This is a genomic window from Pseudomonadota bacterium, from assembly GCA_016195085.1.
Classification (GTDB): domain Bacteria; phylum Pseudomonadota; class Alphaproteobacteria; order SHVZ01; family SHVZ01; genus JACQAG01.
Genome location: JACQAG010000042.1, coordinates 46,556 through 61,964 on the forward strand (window position 1 = coordinate 46,556; position 15,409 = coordinate 61,964).

Below are 15,409 nucleotides of genomic sequence, written 5' to 3' on the forward strand. Positions count from 1 at the left end.
GGTCCCTCCCTCTCCCGCCCTGGGAGGGCAGGGGAGGGACGGGGTGAGGGTCGATTGCGCGGCTCGCTACTCGCAACCCTCTTGCCGGCGCCACGCGGCGAGGAGGAGATCGCGGCCGACGCTAAGATCGGCATTCGAGCGGCCGGGCTCGGGGCCGGACTTGAGACCGCGCCAGAGCGCGGCATTGAACCTTGCCGTGTCCAGGCGATCCTCCTCGCGGAAATCCTGGCCCGCCATCGCCTCCTCCCACCAGGCGGCACTGCGCCGCGGCGTGGCGAAGCAGGTGCCGCCGGTCTCCGCCAGCTCGGCCTGGGTGGCGGGTCCCAGCGGCAGCTTCGTGGTGCGCAGAATCCGCGGCAGCAAAGCCGCATAGGTCCAGCGCTCGAGCTTGGGGTCGAACACCTCGGTCATCGGCTCGGCCAAGCCGTCGTTCAAGCCCAAGGGCGGCAGCCCTAAGACATCCTCCATGGTGCGCAGCATGTTGACGGTGTTGTAGGACCTGGAGACGAGCGCACCCTGCTTCACATAGGGACCGACGATGAAGGCGATGCTGCGATGGGCGTCGACATGGTCGGCGCCGTTCTGGGCATCGTCCTCGACGATGAAGATGAGGGTATCGGCGGCAAACGGGCTGGCGGCGATGGTTTCGACCACACGGCCGACGGCGTAGTCATTGTCGGCCATCTGGGTCTCGACCGTATTCACGCCATCGATGGCCGTACCGAATTGGCCGAAATGGTCGTTGGCGAGCCTGAGCAAGGTCAGCCTCGGCATCGCCTTCTTGGCGACCTGTAGGGCGAACTCCCTTTGCCATTCCCGGACCCGGTAGAAGTCGGGATAGGCCAGATCATAGCCGCGGTAGTGGATGTCGGTGTGCGGGATGAGCGAGGCCTTGGTGGCGAAGAAGACTTGCTTCGACTCCGTGAACGGCTCGCGGATCGGCGGGATCACGGTCGCGTCCTTGGCGAAATAGCGGCTGAGATCGCCGTAGAAGCCGTAGTTGCGCAGGCTCAAGCCGGCGCGCAGCGCCGCATCCCAGAGATAGCCGGTGCCGGCGGCGCCGCCGCTTTCGCTTGCGGGATCGGGTGCGGCGACATCCGCCGTTCCGGCGACAAGGTCGGGATCGGCCGGCGTCGCCGGGTTGGCGTTTTGCCTCGCCGAAGGCGTCGCCAGTCCGACATTGATGTTCCGGTTGTCGCCTTCCTGGTCGTATTGCAGGCCGCGACCGGCATAGTTTACCGGTCCTGCCTTCTCGGTGTAGTCGGTGGTGCGCGCCGCCGTCGTCCACAGCCAGCCGGTGTTGCTGGTCTCGCCCGAGTCGAGGAAGTTGTCGAGGGTGACGAAGCGCCGCGCCAGCGCGTGGTGGTTGGGCGTGATCGGCTCGGGGAAGAGGGTCAGCGACGGGTCGCCATTGCCGATCTCGAGATCGCCCAGCACCTGGTCGTAGGTGCGGTTCTCCTTGACGATGTAGACGACGTGACGAATGCGTTGGCGCAGAAAGCTCATCATCTCGTCGTTCCGCCGGCGCTGAGCCACCGGCAGGTAATTGTCGTTGGCCGCGACCTGCAGGGTGAGGCGCGCGAGCTCGGCCGGCTTCGGCAGGGGCAGCGACAGAAGCCCGGCCTTCGACAGCTGCCAGACATATTCGTTTTGCGAGCGGCAAGGATTGAGGGCGTCCGGAGCGGTCGAGAGCACGTCGCGACAACCCTGAGGATTGGGGCCGGCATTCGACTTGCCGTTGACCACATAGAGGTTGCTTCCGCCGCGGACGAGCGCCACCGCGTTCGGATACCATCCCGTGGGAATGAGGCCGATGACCCGGCTCTTCGCCGGTAGACGCTTGTCGTCGTCATCATCGGCGGCACCCCCATTGGCGCCAACCGGGGCGCCGTCGTCGCCATCGCCCGCCACCACATCGCGGCCGAGCTGGATGACGGCAACGGCATTGAGCCCGCCATTGGTGGCGAAGAGCGTGCGCTCGTCCGGCGAGAGCGCCAAGCTATTCGGGCTGGCGCCCTTGAGCCCGCCCGGATTGGCGAAGACCGAAGGCGGCGCTGCCGTGGGTATCTCCGCCAGGATGTCGCCGTCATTGGCGTCGATTGCCACCACCGTGTCGCTGTTGTCGGCGGCGACGAAGAGGCGCCTGCGATCCTTGCTGAGGATCATCTTGGTCGGCTGGCCTGCGAGCTTGATGCGCTTGACGACCTCGATGCCGTCGAGGCCGACCGCCAGCAGCAAGAGCTCGCGGTCGCGCTGGCTGGAGACATAGGCAAGCCGATCGGAGGCCCAGGCGACGGCGACGGGATAGGTGCCGCCGGGCTCGCCCGCCTTGGCCGGGTCGATCTTGCCAGGACGCAGATCCCGCTCGGCCACCACCCGGCCGCCGATGAGGTCGATGAGGCTCACCGAGTCGTTCTGGAAATTGGCGACGATGAGGCGTCGGCCCGCCGGATCGACGGCCAGCCCCGCCACCATCGGCTGCACTGCGATGCCGTTGCCCGACTTGTGCCCGAGCGGGATCGGCGGGCCGTCGGCGCGGAAGCCGGCGCCGTCGCGCTTGAAGACGTGAACGACGTCGTCGACGCCGCCGGAGACGAAGAAACCGGCTCCGTCGGGACGCCAGGCGAGGCCGCTATAGCTGTTGGGCACCGGCAGCACCTGGCGCTTCACCGGCTCCTTGCCGGCGATGTCGTAGACGAAGACATATTCGTTCGACAGCGCGCGCCGCGGCTTGGCGTCCGGACCGTAGATGACATTGTAGCCGCTGGTGAGCACCAGCATGGTCGAGCCGTCGGGGCTGACCTGGAGCTCGACCGCTTGGCCGGCGGTGTAGTCCGGCAGCTCGGCCAGGTTCGGATTGAGGCTGCGGAAGACGGCGCCTGCCGCCGCGGTCGGCGTGATGCGCTGGCCCGTCGGCAGCAGCTCGCCGGTAATGAAGCCGTCGAAGGCAAGGGCGGAGGTGCGGCGGTCCGGCTCGGGGGACGCGCAGGAGGCGGCCATCAGGCATAAGGCGATGGCGAGGCTGCGCGGTGCGACCATGATCTTCCGACTCCGGTTGCCGTGTCTTGAAGATTAGATCAGGAGATGGTGACGGCGCTATGAAGGCCGAGCGGCACCTCTGAAGCAGCGAGGATAACCATGACGAGACTGGCGCCCTTGAGCGAGGCGGCAATGACCGAGGGGCAGCGTCGCCTCGCCGAGGAGATCGCCGCCGGTCCGCGTGGGCGGTTGACCTTGCCGTTCCAGAGTCTGATCCGCAGCCCCGAAATGGCGACCCATGTGCATCGCTTCGGCGAGGAAGTCCGCTACCGCATTTCGATCCCGGAGCGGCTGCGCGAGCTGGCGATCCTGGTGACCGCCCGGAGCTGGACCGCGCAGTACGAGTGGTTTGCCCATCGGGCGCTGGCCCTCAAGGCCGGCCTGTCTGAACCGGTGATCGAGGCCGTGGCGGCGCGCCAGCGCCCGAACTTTACCGACGACGACGAGCGGCTGGTGCACGATTTCGCGCTTGCCGTGCATGAGCGCCACGCCGTCGAGGATGGGCTCTACCGCCAAGCCGTCGAACGCTTCGGCGAGGCGGGAGTGGTCGAGCTTGTCGGGCTCCTCGGCTACTATTCGCTCATCTCCATGGTCCTCAATGTCTTCGAAGTAGCGATCGCCGGCAATGTCCCGCCGCCGCTGAAGGATTGATGCGTTTAGGCCAAATTCCGTTTAGACCGACGACACCCCCCTCCCTAACCCTCCGGGGGGTGGACTTTGGGAGGGGGTACGGCGCACCCCCTCCCCGACCCTCCCCAGGCAAGGGGGGAGGGATGGGGTGGGGGTGATTCCAACCGCACAACGCGCGCTCTAGTATCGAATGCGCCATGGCACTTCATGCTGCCGAATTCGAGAGCGAGCGGCTGCGGCTGCGCTGGCCGCGCCTGGCGGACGCCGCGGCTCTCTTCGCCTTCATGGGCGATGCCGATTCCATGCGTTTGACCCAACGGCTTCGGGATCTCCGGGAATGCCGGCGCTATCTCGCCGCCCATGCCTGCCAGCGGCGGAAATTGGGATACGGGCCCTGGGTGGTTCTGGACAAGAGCGACGGCAGGATCGTCGGCTTCGGCGGACTCTATGACGACCCGTTCGAGCCAGGATGGGGCATCGAGGTGAGCTATCGCTTTGCTCCCGCGGCATGGGGCAAGGGCTATGCCAGCGAGCTAACGAAATTCTGTCTCACGCTTGCAAGCGAACAGCTCGGTCTTGGCGAGGTCAAAGCCTTCGCCCTTCCCGACAATACCGCCTCCCGACGGGTCTTGGAGAAGAACGGATTCAAGCAAGTGCGCTTCCTGCCCGCCATGAACCGATGTCTCTATGTCTGGCGCCCCGGCCCACGCTAGCGGGTCAGTTTGAGGTGGCAGAGATTCTGCCGGCAATTTTACGCTGACTCTCGGCGAGCAGTTCCGACGGCCGCCGACCTGAAGCGATGCAGAGGCACGCCCAATAATAGGCAACGTCACCAAGCTCCCCAGCCAGCCCATCCTTGTCCAATGTCCCATCACGCAACAGCTTCTTTATTCGTTCCGCCACCTCGCCGGACTCTCCCGCTAAGCCAAGGCCGAGATATGAAAGCTTTTCATTGCTGGGTGAGGCGGAAACCTGAGCGACCCGAGCCGCCCATTCGGCGTATTCATCAATAGTCATCGTGCCGCCTCCCGGTCACCGACCACGCGAACACCATCTTCCAGCAACCACACCTTAGCCATACGATCACGCCTTGATCCAACCCGGTATCTTTCAAGCTGCCCCATAAGCCGATGCACGGGCCGGTTGACGCCCCCGGCGCTTTACCCTAAATCTTCGGCCATGGCTTTCCGACTTACGGCGCTTCGACTTAGCTGACGCCGCCTGAAAAGGGCGGAGCCGTCGTCTCGCGCGCCCTGATCGAAAGCCTCTCCCCCCGTGATCGTCCACCCATCCCGTCTACCCATCGCCGTTTGGGCTCCGTCCAGCATCGTCCTGGGCCGACTCCGGACACGACTTAGTCGCGGCCGCTGATCGCCTTCTGCCGTTCAGCGGCCGGATTTGACGTCATGTCCCAACGCCGAGGAGCAGCCCAATGACCGCCATGCCCGTCCACAAATACCGCGCCTTCCCGCCCATCAATCTGCCGGATCGAAGCTGGCCGTCGCGCAGCATCGAGGCGGCGCCGATCTGGTGCAGCGTCGATCTCCGCGACGGCAACCAGGCTCTGGTCGAGCCGATGGGGCCGGAGCGCAAGCGCCGGATGTTCCAGCTCCTCCTCGATACCGGTTTCAAAGAGATCGAGGTCGGCTTTCCGTCCGCCTCGGAGACGGATTTCGCCTTCGTGCGCGCGCTCATCGAGGAGAACCTGGTTCCCGCCGACGTCACCATCCAGGTGCTGACCCAGGCGCGCCCAGAGCTCATCCGCCGCACCTTCGAGGCGATCAAAGGGGCGAGGCGCGCGATCGTGCATCTCTACAACTCGACCTCGACCCTGCAGCGGCGCGTGGTCTTCGGCCTCGACCGTCCGGGCATCGTCGCCATCGCGGTCAATGGCGCCACGCTCATCCGCAGGCTCGCCGATGCCGTGCCGGAGACCGACATCGTGCTGCAATACTCGCCCGAAAGCTTCACCGGCACCGAGCTCGACTTCGCCAAGGAGATCGTCGAGAGGGTGGCGGCGATCTGGCAGCCGACGCCAGCGGCCAAAATGATCGTCAACCTGCCGGCCACCGTGGAGATGGCCACGCCCAATGTGTTCGCCGATCAGATCGAATGGTTCCACCGCACCGTCGCCGGCCGCGAGAGGGTCGTGCTCAGCGTGCATCCCCACAACGACCGGGGTACCGCGGTCGCCGCCGCCGAGCTCGCGGTGATGGCCGGGGCCGAGCGCATCGAAGGGACGCTTTTCGGCAATGGCGAGCGCACCGGCAATGTCGATCTGGTGACCTTGGCCTTGAACCTGGTGACCCAGGGCGTCGACCCCGGCCTCGACTTCTCCGACATCCAGAAGGCAGTGGAGACCGCCCAGCATTGCAACCGGCTGCCGCTGCACCCCCGCCACCCCTATGCCGGCGAGCTGGTGTTCACCGCTTTCTCCGGCTCCCATCAAGATGCGATCAAGAAGGGTTTCGCCGCCATGGAGGGAAGCAATAGCGGGCTTTGGGAGGTGCCCTATCTCCCCATCGATCCCAAGGATGTGGGCCGCAGCTACGAGGCGGTGATCCGGGTCAACAGCCAATCGGGCAAGGGCGGTGTCGCTTATGTGCTGCTCGCCGATTACGGCATCGATCTGCCCCGTCGCCTGCAGATCGAATTCGCGCACCTGATCCAGCGCTTGGCCGACAGCACCGAGAAGGAGATCGCCTCAGCGGCGATCTGGACGGAGTTCGAGCGGGAGTATCTCAAGCCGGGACGCACCGTCTATCTCGGCCATGAGACTTGGCCGTCGCCGGAGCGCCCGGGCCAGGTCCGCATCGAAGCCCGCATCCGCCTTGCCGGGGCCGAGCGCAAAGTCGCCGGCAGCGGCAACGGGCCGATCGCCGCCTTCGTCGAGGCCTTGCGCCAGGCAAGCGGGCAGGCGCTGGCACTGGTCGACTACCGCGAGCACGCGGTCACCGGCGGCGCCGATGCGACTGCGGTCGCCTTCGTCGAAATGACCGTGGGAAGCCGCACGCTCTTTGGCGTCGGCATGGACGCCAATATCGTGACGGCGTCCTTGCAGGCAGTGGCGAGCGCGGTCGGGCGTGAACAGGCGGTCTCCGTCTAAGCCAGGTCGTTCCCCGGATGGGCGACTTGGCTCGCCCATCCGGGCCGGCGGTCCTGCTGCACCCGCTCAAAAACCATATCGCGCGTGGGGAGATAAGTCGGGATTCGCGCCCGAAAATCGGGCAATTGCAGCTATGCGGTGGCATCGTCGTGCCCATGCGTCGGCTCAGCCGGACTTTACTTGACGGCGGCGCCGGCAAGGGCTCTAAAGAGGGCCGCATTATGGGCGGAGAAGGCCCGGAATCGGGCCACTAGGGGACATGCGCGTATGACGGATGCTGGAGCGCCGGGATCGAGCGATCCCGAGTCTCTGTCCGGGAGGCCCGTCGAGCCGAGATGGGCGAGGAGCTGGGGGTTCCGTCCTCCTCTTGAGCGCGTCGAAGAATGGAGCGCCTCGGGTCCGTTCTGAGCCCTTGCCCCCATGACCCCTTCCCGCATCTCGTCATAACCGGGCTTCAAGCCTTCGACAGGAGAGCGCCGCTTTGCTGCCCACCGACATCGCCAATCCTGACTATTTCCACAAGGTCGTGGATTGTCAGTGGGCATGCCCCGCGCACACGCCGGTTCCCGAATACATCCGTCTGATCGCCGCCGGGCGCTACGGCGACGCCTACATGGTCAACTGGGCCTCCAACGTGTTCCCGGGAATCCTCGGGCGCACCTGCGACCGGCCTTGCGAGCCGGCGTGCCGGCGCGGCCGGGTGGAGAAGGAGCCGGTGGCGATCTGCCGCCTGAAGCGCGTGGCCGCCGACTACAAGGGCGACATCAAGGCGCGCCTGCCGAAGCCGGCGGCCCAGAGGAACGGCAAGCGCGTCGCCTTGGTCGGCGCCGGGCCGGCCTCGCTCACGGTCGCCCGCGATCTCCTGCCCTTGGGCTACCACGTGGTCGCCTTCGACTCCGATCCGCATGTGGGCGGCATGATCAGGAGCCAGATCCCGAAATTCCGCCTGCCCGAGAGCGTCATCGACGAGGAGGTCGGCTACATCCTCGACATGGGCCTGGAGATGCGGGCGGGCAAACGCATCGACAGCCTGAAGGCGCTGCTGGCCGAGAACTATGACGCGGTCTTTGTCGGCTGTGGTGCCCCCCGCGGCCGCGATCTCGACGTTCCCGGCCGCAAGGAGGCGGCCGCCAACATCCATATCGGCATCGACTGGCTCTCCAGCGTCTCCTTCGGCCATGTTACCCGCATCGGCAAGCGGGTGATCGTGCTGGGCGGCGGCAACACCGCCATGGATTGCTGCCGCTCCTCCAAGCGCTTGGGCGGCGAGGACGTGCGGGTGGTGGTGCGCTCCGGCTTCGAGGAGATGAAGGCGTCTCCCTGGGAGAAGGAAGACGCCATGCATGAAGGCATCCCGATCATCAATTTCCACGTGCCGAAGGCCTTCACCCACGCGAAGGGCAAGCTCACCGGCGTCACCTTCGAAAAGGTGGAAGCCAAATACGACGAGAAGGGAAGGCGCAACCTGGCGCCCACCGGCGAGCCGGATGTGCACATGGAATGCGACGACGTGCTGGTCGCCGTCGGCCAGGAGAACTCCTTTCCCTGGATCGAGCGCGACGCCGGCATCGCCTTCGACAAATGGGGCATGCCGCTCGTCGACAAGGCGACTATGCAGTCGAGCCTCGCCAAGGTCTTCTTCGGCGGCGATGCGGCCTTCGGCCCGAAGAACATCATCTGGGCGGTGGCCCATGGACATGATGCCGCCATCTCCATCGACAAGTTCTGTAATGGCGAGGACGTAAAGCAGCGCCCGCCGCCCTTGGTCCAGGCGTCGAGCCAGAAGATGGGCATCCATGAGTGGAGCTACGACAACGACATCTCCAACGATCTCCGCTACCGGGTGCCCCTGAAGGACCAGGCCGTCGCGCTCAAGGACATCAAGGTCGAGGTCGAGCTCGGCTTCGACGACAAGCTCGCCTTTGCCGAGGCGCAGCGCTGCCTCAACTGCGACATCCAGACGGTGTTCGCCACCTCGCTTTGCATCGAGTGCGATGCCTGCGTCGACATCTGCCCCTTGGACTGCATCACCTTCACCGAGAACGGCGAGGAGAACGAGCTGCGCCAGCGCCTGAGCGCGCCGGCTCTCAACCTGACCCAGGACCTCTACGTCTCCAACGCGCTGAAGACCGGCCGCATCATGACCAAGGACGAGGATCTGTGCCTGCATTGCGGGCTGTGCGCGGAGCGCTGTCCGACCGGCGCCTGGGACATGCAAAAGTTCCTTCTCGACATGGCGCAAGCGAGCCACGCATGTCACAGCCGATAAGCCGCACCAACGATTTCGTCATCAAGTTCGCCAACGTCAACGGCTCCGGCTCGGCGAGCGCCAACCAGCTCTTCGCCAAGTCGATCCTGCGCATGGGCGTGCCGGTCACGCCGCGCAACATCTTCCCCTCCAACATCCAGGGCTTGCCCACCTGGTACGAGATGCGCATCTCCGAGGAGGGCCATCTCGGCGCCCGCGGCGGCGTCGACATGGTGGTGGCGATGAATCCCCAGACCTGGGACAAGGACGTGGCGGAGATCGAGCCCGGCGGCTACCTCTTCTACGATTCCTCCAAGCCCCTGCCGCAGTCGAAGTTCCGCGAGGACATCAACCTCCTCGGCATGCCGTTGACCGAGATCTGCAACCGCGAATACTCCGACCCGCGCCAGCGCCAGCTCTTCAAGAACATCATCTATGTCGGCGCGCTGGCGGCCCTTCTCGACATCGATATCAAGGTGGTGGAAGCGCTGATCAGCGAGCAGTTCAAGGGCAAGGACACGCTGATCCAGCCGAACGTCAAGGCCCTCCACATGGGCCGCGAGCACGCCCTTGAGGCGTTCAGCTGCCCGATCGGACTCAAGGTGAGGCGCGCCGACAAGGTCGGCGACCGTATCTTCATCGACGGCAACAATGCCGCCGCGCTCGGCTCGGTCTATGGCGGGGCCACGGTCGCCGCCTGGTATCCGATCACGCCGTCATCCTCGCTGGCCGAGGCCTTCTCCGCCCATTGCCGGCGCTACCGGGTCGACCGCGAGACCAGGAAGAACAACTACGCGATCATCCAGGCCGAGGACGAGCTCGCCTCCATCGGCATCGTCATTGGTGCCGCCTGGAACGGCGCGCGGGCCTTCACCGCGACCTCGGGCCCCGGCATCTCGCTCATGCAGGAATTCATCGGGCTCGCCTATTTTGCCGAAATCCCGGCGGTCATCTTCGATGTGCAGCGGGGCGGGCCGTCCACCGGCATGCCGACCCGCACCCAGCAGGCCGACTTGCTCTCCTGCGCCTACGCCTCCCATGGCGATACCAAGCATGTGCTGCTCTTCCCCGAAGACCCGCATGAATGCTTCACCATGGGTGCCGATGCCTTCGATCTGGCCGACCGCCTGCAGACGCCGATCTTCGTCATGCTCGATCTCGACATCGGCATGAATGAGCGCCTCTGCCAGCCCTTCCAGTGGGATGACGCGCGCAAGCTCGACCGCGGCAAGGTGATGACGGCAGACGAGCTGGAGGCGGGCAAGAATTTCGGCCGCTACCTCGACGTCGACGGCGACGGCATTCCCTATCGGACCCTCCCCGGCGTCCATCCCTCCCGCGGCGCCTTCTTCACCCGCGGCACCTCCAAGGACCGCTACGCCAAATACAGCGAGGAAGGCCCGGACTACGCCGACAACATGCGCCGCCTGCTGAAGAAGTTCGAGACCGCGAAATCGCTGGTGCCGCATCCGATCATCAGGCCGGCGGCCGCGCCCACAAGGGTCGGCGCGCTCTATTACGGCTCCACCAGCCCGGCCATGGAGGAGGTGCTGCAGATCCTGGAGCGCCAGGGCGTGCATCTGGATACCTGCCGGGTGCGCGGCTTCCCGTTCCATGACGACATCGTCGACTTCATCGCCGCCCATGAGCGCGTCTTCGTGGTCGAACAGAACCGCGACGGCCAGCTGCGCACCCTCGTCGTCAACGAATGCGGCGTCGATCCGGCGAAGCTGACGCCGATCCTGCATTTCGACGGCACGCCGATCACCGCGCGCTTCATCTCCGCCGAGATCGCCCAGCGCCTGGGCGCCCTCAACCTCACGCCCTTGCTCAAGGTTGTGTCATGACCTACATCGCCAAGCCCAAGCTGCACCACCCGAAGCTGCCGACCAACAAGCTGGGGTTCACCAAGCGCGACTACGAGGGCGCGGTCTCGACGCTCTGCGCCGGCTGCGGGCACGACTCGATCAGTGCGGCCATCGTGCAGGCCTGCTTCCAGCTGGAGCTGCCGCCGCATCGGATCGCCAAGCTGTCGGGCATCGGCTGCTCCTCCAAAACACCGACCTACTTCCTGCGCCACTCCCACGGCTTCAACAGCGTGCATGGGCGCATGCCCTCGGTCCTGACCGGGGCCAACCTCGCCAACCGCGATCTCATTTATCTCGGCGTGTCGGGCGACGGCGACTCCGCCTCGATCGGCCTCGGCCAATTCGCCCATTCGATCCGCCGCGGCGTCAACATGGTCTATATCGTGGAGAACAACGGCGTCTACGGCCTGACCAAGGGGCAGTTCTCCGCCACCTCGGACCGCGGCTCGAAGAGCAAGCGCGGCGTCGTTAATTCCGACTCCGCCATCGATCTCATCAGCATGGCCCTCCAGCTCGGCGCCACCTTCGTCGCCCGCAGCTTCTCCGGCGACAAGGTGCAGCTCGTCCCCTTGATCGAGGCCGCCCTCCTGCACCAGGGAGCAGCCTTCATCGACTGCATCAGCCCTTGCGTCGCCTTCAACAATCATCTGGGCTCGACCAAGAGCTTCGACTATGTGCGCGAGCACAACATCGCGGTCAACAGCCTCGATGTGATGACGCCCAGGGCGCCGATCACCGTCGACTATCAGCCGGGCACGGTCGAGACCGTCGAGCAGCACGATGGCTCGACCTTGCGCTTGAGGAAGCTCGACGCCGACTACGACCCGCATGACCGCATCCAGGCGATGAACTACCTGATGCAGCGCCAGGCCGCGGGCGAGGTGGTGACCGGGCTCCTCTACGTCGATCCCGAGCCGATGGATCTCCACGCCCATCTCAACACGGTGGCGAAGCCCTTCAACGAGCTCTCCGAGCGCGAGCTGGTGCCGGGCAAGGCCTTGCTGGACAGGCTGAACGCCGCGCTCAGGTAAGGCCGGAGCCGGTCGGCTCTCACATTCTCCTTCGTCATGCCCGGGGAGGTCCAAGGAGGGGGTGATCCTCACCCCCTCCTAAAGGCCACCCCCAGCTTGATCCGGGCATCCACGCCTTCCTTCGACGGACGGCGACAGACCGCGCTTGGAGGGCGACCGCCGCGATCTCAGTTCTTGACTGCTTGACGTTAAACGTCAAACAGTCTATATGTCATGCGTGATCAAGTCTTGGGGCACCCGCGCGACCCAACGATTTGCCGAAGAGGCCAAGAGCAAGTTTTCCGGGCTCAACAAGGTGCTGGCTCTGCGGCGGCTCAAAATGCTCGATGAAGCGGAGACTCTCGGCGACCTCGTTGGCCTTGCTTCAATTGGCTTGCATAAGCTCTCCGGTGATCGCAAGGGACAATGGGCGATCTCGGCTGGCGGACGATGGCGGATCATCTTCGAGTTCCACGACGGTCACGCTTGGAACGTTGAAATCGTCGATTATCATTGAGAGACGACAATGCCCATTTCTCGCACGAAGCGTTTGGTCGGTGCTGCAGTCCATCCGGGCGATGCGATCCGTGACGAGCTCGATGCCCGCGGAATGTCGGCGCACGCGCTTTCGATCGCGCTTCGGTTGCCGGCGAGCCGGATCGGCGAGATCGTTCGCGGCCGCCGGGCGGTGACGCCGGAAACGGCGCTCCGCCTCGCCCGCTACTTCGGCAACAATGCCAGCTTCTGGCTGCGCCTACAGGCCGCTTACGACTTGTCGACCGCCGAGGCCGAGCACGGAGAGCGAATAGCAGCCGAGATTCAGCCGGTGACGAGCTGAAGGAAGCCAATGGCGGGTCCGAGCCATAGCATGTTCGTTCGGATTCCCACTCACCCCGGTGCGATCCTGCGCGAGGATGTCATTCCGGCGCTCCGCATGAGCGTGTCGGCGGTCGCCGGCGCGCTCGGCGTATCGCGTCAGACACTGCATAAGATTCTCGCGGAGCAGGGGCCGGTAACGCCCGAAATGGCGGTACGGCTCGGTAAATTCTGCGGCGACGGCCCCGGCATCTGGATCAGGATGCAAGCCGCGCACGACGTCGCCAAGGCCAGCATCGCGATGGCCGAAGAGGTCAAGCGCATCCCAAGGGCGCGCGCGGCGTAGATCGTGACGTAATTCGATCTGTACTCGGAGCGGCCGCCCATCCTTGCCGAGCTCGACCGGCTTGCAGTACAGATCGCAAAAGCTTCCTTCCGAGGGCACCATCGCATGGAGCATTTCACGCCCGCCTCCGCCGCCATTGGCGGCGTCCTGATCGGCCTGTCGGCGACCATGCTCTGGCTTGGCATCGGTCGGATCGCCGGGATCAGCGGCATCCTCGGAGGCCTGCTGACACTGCACGCCGGAGACCTCGCCTGGCGCGCGGCCTTTCTTGCCGGTCTCATCTCGGCTCCGCTTCTCTACGGCATTGCCGGCGGCTCTCTGCCGGAGATCGTTCTCCCAGGCTCATTGGCGTTCGTCACCGCCGGCGGGCTGCTCGTTGGTTTCGGCACCCGCCTCGGCGGCGGTTGCACAAGCGGGCACGGTGTCTGCGGTCTTGCGCGCCTTTCGCCTCGCTCCCTTGGCGCCACTCTTCTCTTCATGGCGAGCGGCTTCGCCACGGTTTGGCTCGCCCGCCATCTCTTCGGAGCTTGATCGCCATGGCACGCATCCTCGTTGCGCTCGTCGCCGGCCTCCTCTTCGGTCTCGGCCTCGTCGTGTCGCAGATGGTCAATCCCGGCAAAGTTCTGGGATTTCTCGATCTGCTTGGCGATTGGGATCCGAGTCTCGCCTTCGTCATGGCGGGGGCCATTCCTGTAGCGGCGATCGGATATCGCCTCGCGCGTGCCTCGGCCGCGCCTTTCTGCGCCCCGGCTTACGCGGCGCCGACCCAGGGCAGGATCGATGGCAGCCTCGTTGGCGGCGCCATCCTATTCGGCATCGGCTGGGGACTGGTCGGCTACTGCCCCGGCCCAGCCCTTGCCGGCCTGGGGCTCGGAAACTCGGGGACGCATCTCTTTCTGGCGGCAATGCTCGCCGGCATGGCGGGCTTCAGCGCGCTTCAAGCGCTCGCAGCGCGCCGGCTAGGGCGAGCCTGAGCGTGCCGATGGTCTCGGCGCTCGGTGACGGCGATCCGGCACCTTGCTCGCAGAAACGATTCGACAGCCTCGAAAAGTCTTCCGGCGCATGGCGGTTAGCGCTCTGACATTTCTGAACAATTCCATCGCGCGCGGCTGGTCGTCGTTTGACGTAGATCAACGCATGTTTCGACGCACCGCGTAAGGATGCCCTCAAGGGGACATTGACCGGTGGGCATGCTCCGGATCCGGCTAAAGTCGAGGAGTTGGAAATCATGAATTCTCGCTCGCCGATTTGGTCGCTCACTCTCATTTTGGCGGCGACCATGAGCAAGAGAAGCTTGCCGACGAATTGAAGTTCAGCCCGACGGGCATGATGCGACCGGCATCGGATCGAAGGAACCCAACGAATGGACGAGCAAGCCCAAACGCCCTGGTGGCGCACCCCGTACGGGATCGTGCTCTGCGGCTTCCTCGGCGTCGCGGCGTTTTTCCTCATTACAGAGCATACGGCGCATGTCTTCGGTGCTCTGCCGTATCTGCTCTTAGCGGCATGCCCGCTGATGCATTTATTCATGCACCACGGACACGGTCACCACAGCCGTCATGGGGCCGGGCACGAACATGACAAGCGAGACCCATCCTCAGGAGATGCGCGATGACCGACGCTATGCCGGCCTATGGGCTGTGGACGCTTGTCGTCATCAATTCCGCCGCTTTCATCATCTTCGCCTATAGCTTCGCCAAACCACAATCGACCCGCGACTGGCGTTCCTTTGGGGCGTTCAGCGCATTCATCGTCGCCCTGTTCACGGAGATGTACGGGATCCCGCTGACGATCTACCTGCTCTCGGGATGGCTGCAAGGTCGATATCCTGGCCTCGATCCGCTCTCGCACGACGCCGGACATCTCTGGTGGACGGTTTTCGGGATGCAGGGCAACCCGCACTTCGGCGTTCTGCACATCCTGAGCAACGTGATGATAGCCGCGGGCTTCATCCTGCTGTCGGCCGCCTGGCGTGCGCTCTACCGGGCTCAGAAGCAGCACCGTCTCGCCGTCACCGGTCCTTATGCCTATGTGCGTCATCCGCAGTACATTGGCTTCATCGCCATCATGCTTGGCTTCCTCTTGCAGTGGCCGACGATCCTGACCGTCGTGATGTTCCCGTTGTTGGTGGCGATGTATGTGCGGTTGGCGCTCTCAGAAGAGAACGATGCCAGACGCGCATTCGGTGAGGCTTACGACCGATATGCCGCAACGACGGCGCGGTGGGTGCCGCGGTTGATCGGGCGAAGCGCGGCGGATGCGCATGGCAAGGTTTAAGGACCAGGTGACCGAGTCCATTCGCGCGCCACATAGTCTCTCGCTGACCTCGGATTTCCACGAATGGAG

General features: G+C 65.0%; 15 protein-coding genes. 13 read left to right on the forward strand and 2 right to left on the reverse strand.

Going from position 1 to position 15,409, the window contains the following annotated elements:
• Window positions 1–66 precede the first annotated feature (66 nt).
• On the reverse strand, window positions 67–3,039 hold the full coding sequence (locus HY058_13040; protein MBI3498225.1) for a hypothetical protein: 2,973 nt from the start codon (window positions 3,037–3,039) through the stop codon (window positions 67–69).
• Window positions 3,040–3,171: 132 nt separating this feature from the next.
• Here HY058_13040 and HY058_13045 point away from each other — a divergent pair, with 132 nt between their 5' ends.
• Window positions 3,172–3,690 (forward strand): carboxymuconolactone decarboxylase family protein, encoded by a 519-nt coding sequence (locus HY058_13045; protein ID MBI3498226.1) that lies wholly within the window; start codon window positions 3,172–3,174, stop codon window positions 3,688–3,690.
• A gap of 176 nt (window positions 3,691–3,866) precedes the next feature.
• Window positions 3,867–4,382, forward strand: coding sequence for a GNAT family N-acetyltransferase (locus HY058_13050; GenBank protein MBI3498227.1), 516 nt, complete (start codon window positions 3,867–3,869; stop codon window positions 4,380–4,382).
• 4 nt (window positions 4,383–4,386) lie between these two features.
• Here HY058_13050 and HY058_13055 read toward each other — a convergent pair whose 3' ends face one another.
• The gene (locus HY058_13055; protein MBI3498228.1) at window positions 4,387–4,686 is read right to left on the reverse strand and encodes a nucleoside triphosphate pyrophosphohydrolase family protein; all 300 of its coding nucleotides are present in this window, start codon (window positions 4,684–4,686) and stop codon (window positions 4,387–4,389) included.
• 415 nt (window positions 4,687–5,101) lie between these two features.
• Here HY058_13055 and leuA point away from each other — a divergent pair, with 415 nt between their 5' ends.
• From leuA to HY058_13110, 11 genes are all read left to right on the forward strand, one after another.
• Window positions 5,102–6,775: a 2-isopropylmalate synthase gene (leuA, locus tag HY058_13060; protein MBI3498229.1), complete on the forward strand. Its 1,674-nt coding sequence runs from the start codon at window positions 5,102–5,104 to the stop codon at window positions 6,773–6,775.
• 481 nt (window positions 6,776–7,256) lie between these two features.
• Window positions 7,257–9,044, forward strand: a complete 1,788-nt coding sequence (locus HY058_13065; protein ID MBI3498230.1) for an FAD-dependent oxidoreductase — start codon at window positions 7,257–7,259, stop codon at window positions 9,042–9,044.
• Complete coding sequence (locus HY058_13070; GenBank protein ID MBI3498231.1) at window positions 9,029–10,870, forward strand: 2-oxoacid:acceptor oxidoreductase subunit alpha; 1,842 nt, start codon at window positions 9,029–9,031, stop codon at window positions 10,868–10,870. The genes HY058_13065 and HY058_13070 overlap by 16 nt, the downstream gene beginning before the upstream one ends.
• Entirely contained in the window at window positions 10,867–11,922 is a 1,056-nt protein-coding gene (locus HY058_13075) for a 2-oxoacid:ferredoxin oxidoreductase subunit beta (protein MBI3498232.1), read from the forward strand. Before HY058_13070 ends, HY058_13075 begins: the two co-directional genes overlap by 4 nt.
• Window positions 11,923–12,130: 208 nt before the next feature.
• Entirely contained in the window at window positions 12,131–12,418 is a 288-nt protein-coding gene (locus HY058_13080; protein MBI3498233.1) for a type II toxin-antitoxin system RelE/ParE family toxin, read from the forward strand.
• A 9-nt stretch (window positions 12,419–12,427) separates the two neighbouring features.
• On the forward strand, window positions 12,428–12,739 hold the full coding sequence (locus HY058_13085) for a HigA family addiction module antidote protein (GenBank protein MBI3498234.1): 312 nt from the start codon (window positions 12,428–12,430) through the stop codon (window positions 12,737–12,739).
• Between the two features lie 30 nt (window positions 12,740–12,769).
• Window positions 12,770–13,063 carry a HigA family addiction module antidote protein gene (locus HY058_13090; GenBank protein MBI3498235.1) on the forward strand — a complete coding sequence of 98 codons (294 nt, stop codon included), beginning with the start codon at window positions 12,770–12,772 and terminating at the stop codon, window positions 13,061–13,063.
• Between the two features lie 105 nt (window positions 13,064–13,168).
• Window positions 13,169–13,594 carry a YeeE/YedE family protein gene (locus HY058_13095; protein ID MBI3498236.1) on the forward strand — a complete coding sequence of 142 codons (426 nt, stop codon included), beginning with the start codon at window positions 13,169–13,171 and terminating at the stop codon, window positions 13,592–13,594.
• Between the two features lie 5 nt (window positions 13,595–13,599).
• Window positions 13,600–14,037 carry a YeeE/YedE family protein gene (locus HY058_13100; GenBank protein MBI3498237.1) on the forward strand — a complete coding sequence of 146 codons (438 nt, stop codon included), beginning with the start codon at window positions 13,600–13,602 and terminating at the stop codon, window positions 14,035–14,037.
• Between the two features lie 389 nt (window positions 14,038–14,426).
• On the forward strand, window positions 14,427–14,678 hold the full coding sequence (locus HY058_13105) for a DUF2933 domain-containing protein (GenBank protein MBI3498238.1): 252 nt from the start codon (window positions 14,427–14,429) through the stop codon (window positions 14,676–14,678).
• Window positions 14,675–15,340, forward strand: coding sequence for an isoprenylcysteine carboxylmethyltransferase family protein (locus HY058_13110; protein MBI3498239.1), 666 nt, complete (start codon window positions 14,675–14,677; stop codon window positions 15,338–15,340). Before HY058_13105 ends, HY058_13110 begins: the two co-directional genes overlap by 4 nt.
• The last annotated feature ends 69 nt before the right edge of the window (window positions 15,341–15,409 follow it).

Coding starts and splice junctions, on each gene's coding strand:
- HY058_13040 (MBI3498225.1), bottom strand. CDS start 3,039: ATGGTCGCACCGCGCAGCCTCGCCATCGCCTTATGCCTGATGGCCGCC.
- HY058_13045 (MBI3498226.1), top strand. CDS start 3,172: ATGACCGAGGGGCAGCGTCGCCTCGCCGAGGAGATCGCCGCCGGTCCG.
- HY058_13050 (MBI3498227.1), top strand. CDS start 3,867: ATGGCACTTCATGCTGCCGAATTCGAGAGCGAGCGGCTGCGGCTGCGC.
- HY058_13055 (MBI3498228.1), bottom strand. CDS start 4,686: ATGACTATTGATGAATACGCCGAATGGGCGGCTCGGGTCGCTCAGGTT.
- leuA (MBI3498229.1), top strand. CDS start 5,102: ATGACCGCCATGCCCGTCCACAAATACCGCGCCTTCCCGCCCATCAAT.
- HY058_13070 (MBI3498231.1), top strand. CDS start 9,029: ATGTCACAGCCGATAAGCCGCACCAACGATTTCGTCATCAAGTTCGCC.
- HY058_13075 (MBI3498232.1), top strand. CDS start 10,867: ATGACCTACATCGCCAAGCCCAAGCTGCACCACCCGAAGCTGCCGACC.
- HY058_13080 (MBI3498233.1), top strand. CDS start 12,131: ATGTCATGCGTGATCAAGTCTTGGGGCACCCGCGCGACCCAACGATTT.
- HY058_13085 (MBI3498234.1), top strand. CDS start 12,428: ATGCCCATTTCTCGCACGAAGCGTTTGGTCGGTGCTGCAGTCCATCCG.
- HY058_13090 (MBI3498235.1), top strand. CDS start 12,770: ATGTTCGTTCGGATTCCCACTCACCCCGGTGCGATCCTGCGCGAGGAT.
- HY058_13095 (MBI3498236.1), top strand. CDS start 13,169: ATGGAGCATTTCACGCCCGCCTCCGCCGCCATTGGCGGCGTCCTGATC.
- HY058_13100 (MBI3498237.1), top strand. CDS start 13,600: ATGGCACGCATCCTCGTTGCGCTCGTCGCCGGCCTCCTCTTCGGTCTC.
- HY058_13105 (MBI3498238.1), top strand. CDS start 14,427: ATGGACGAGCAAGCCCAAACGCCCTGGTGGCGCACCCCGTACGGGATC.
- HY058_13110 (MBI3498239.1), top strand. CDS start 14,675: ATGACCGACGCTATGCCGGCCTATGGGCTGTGGACGCTTGTCGTCATC.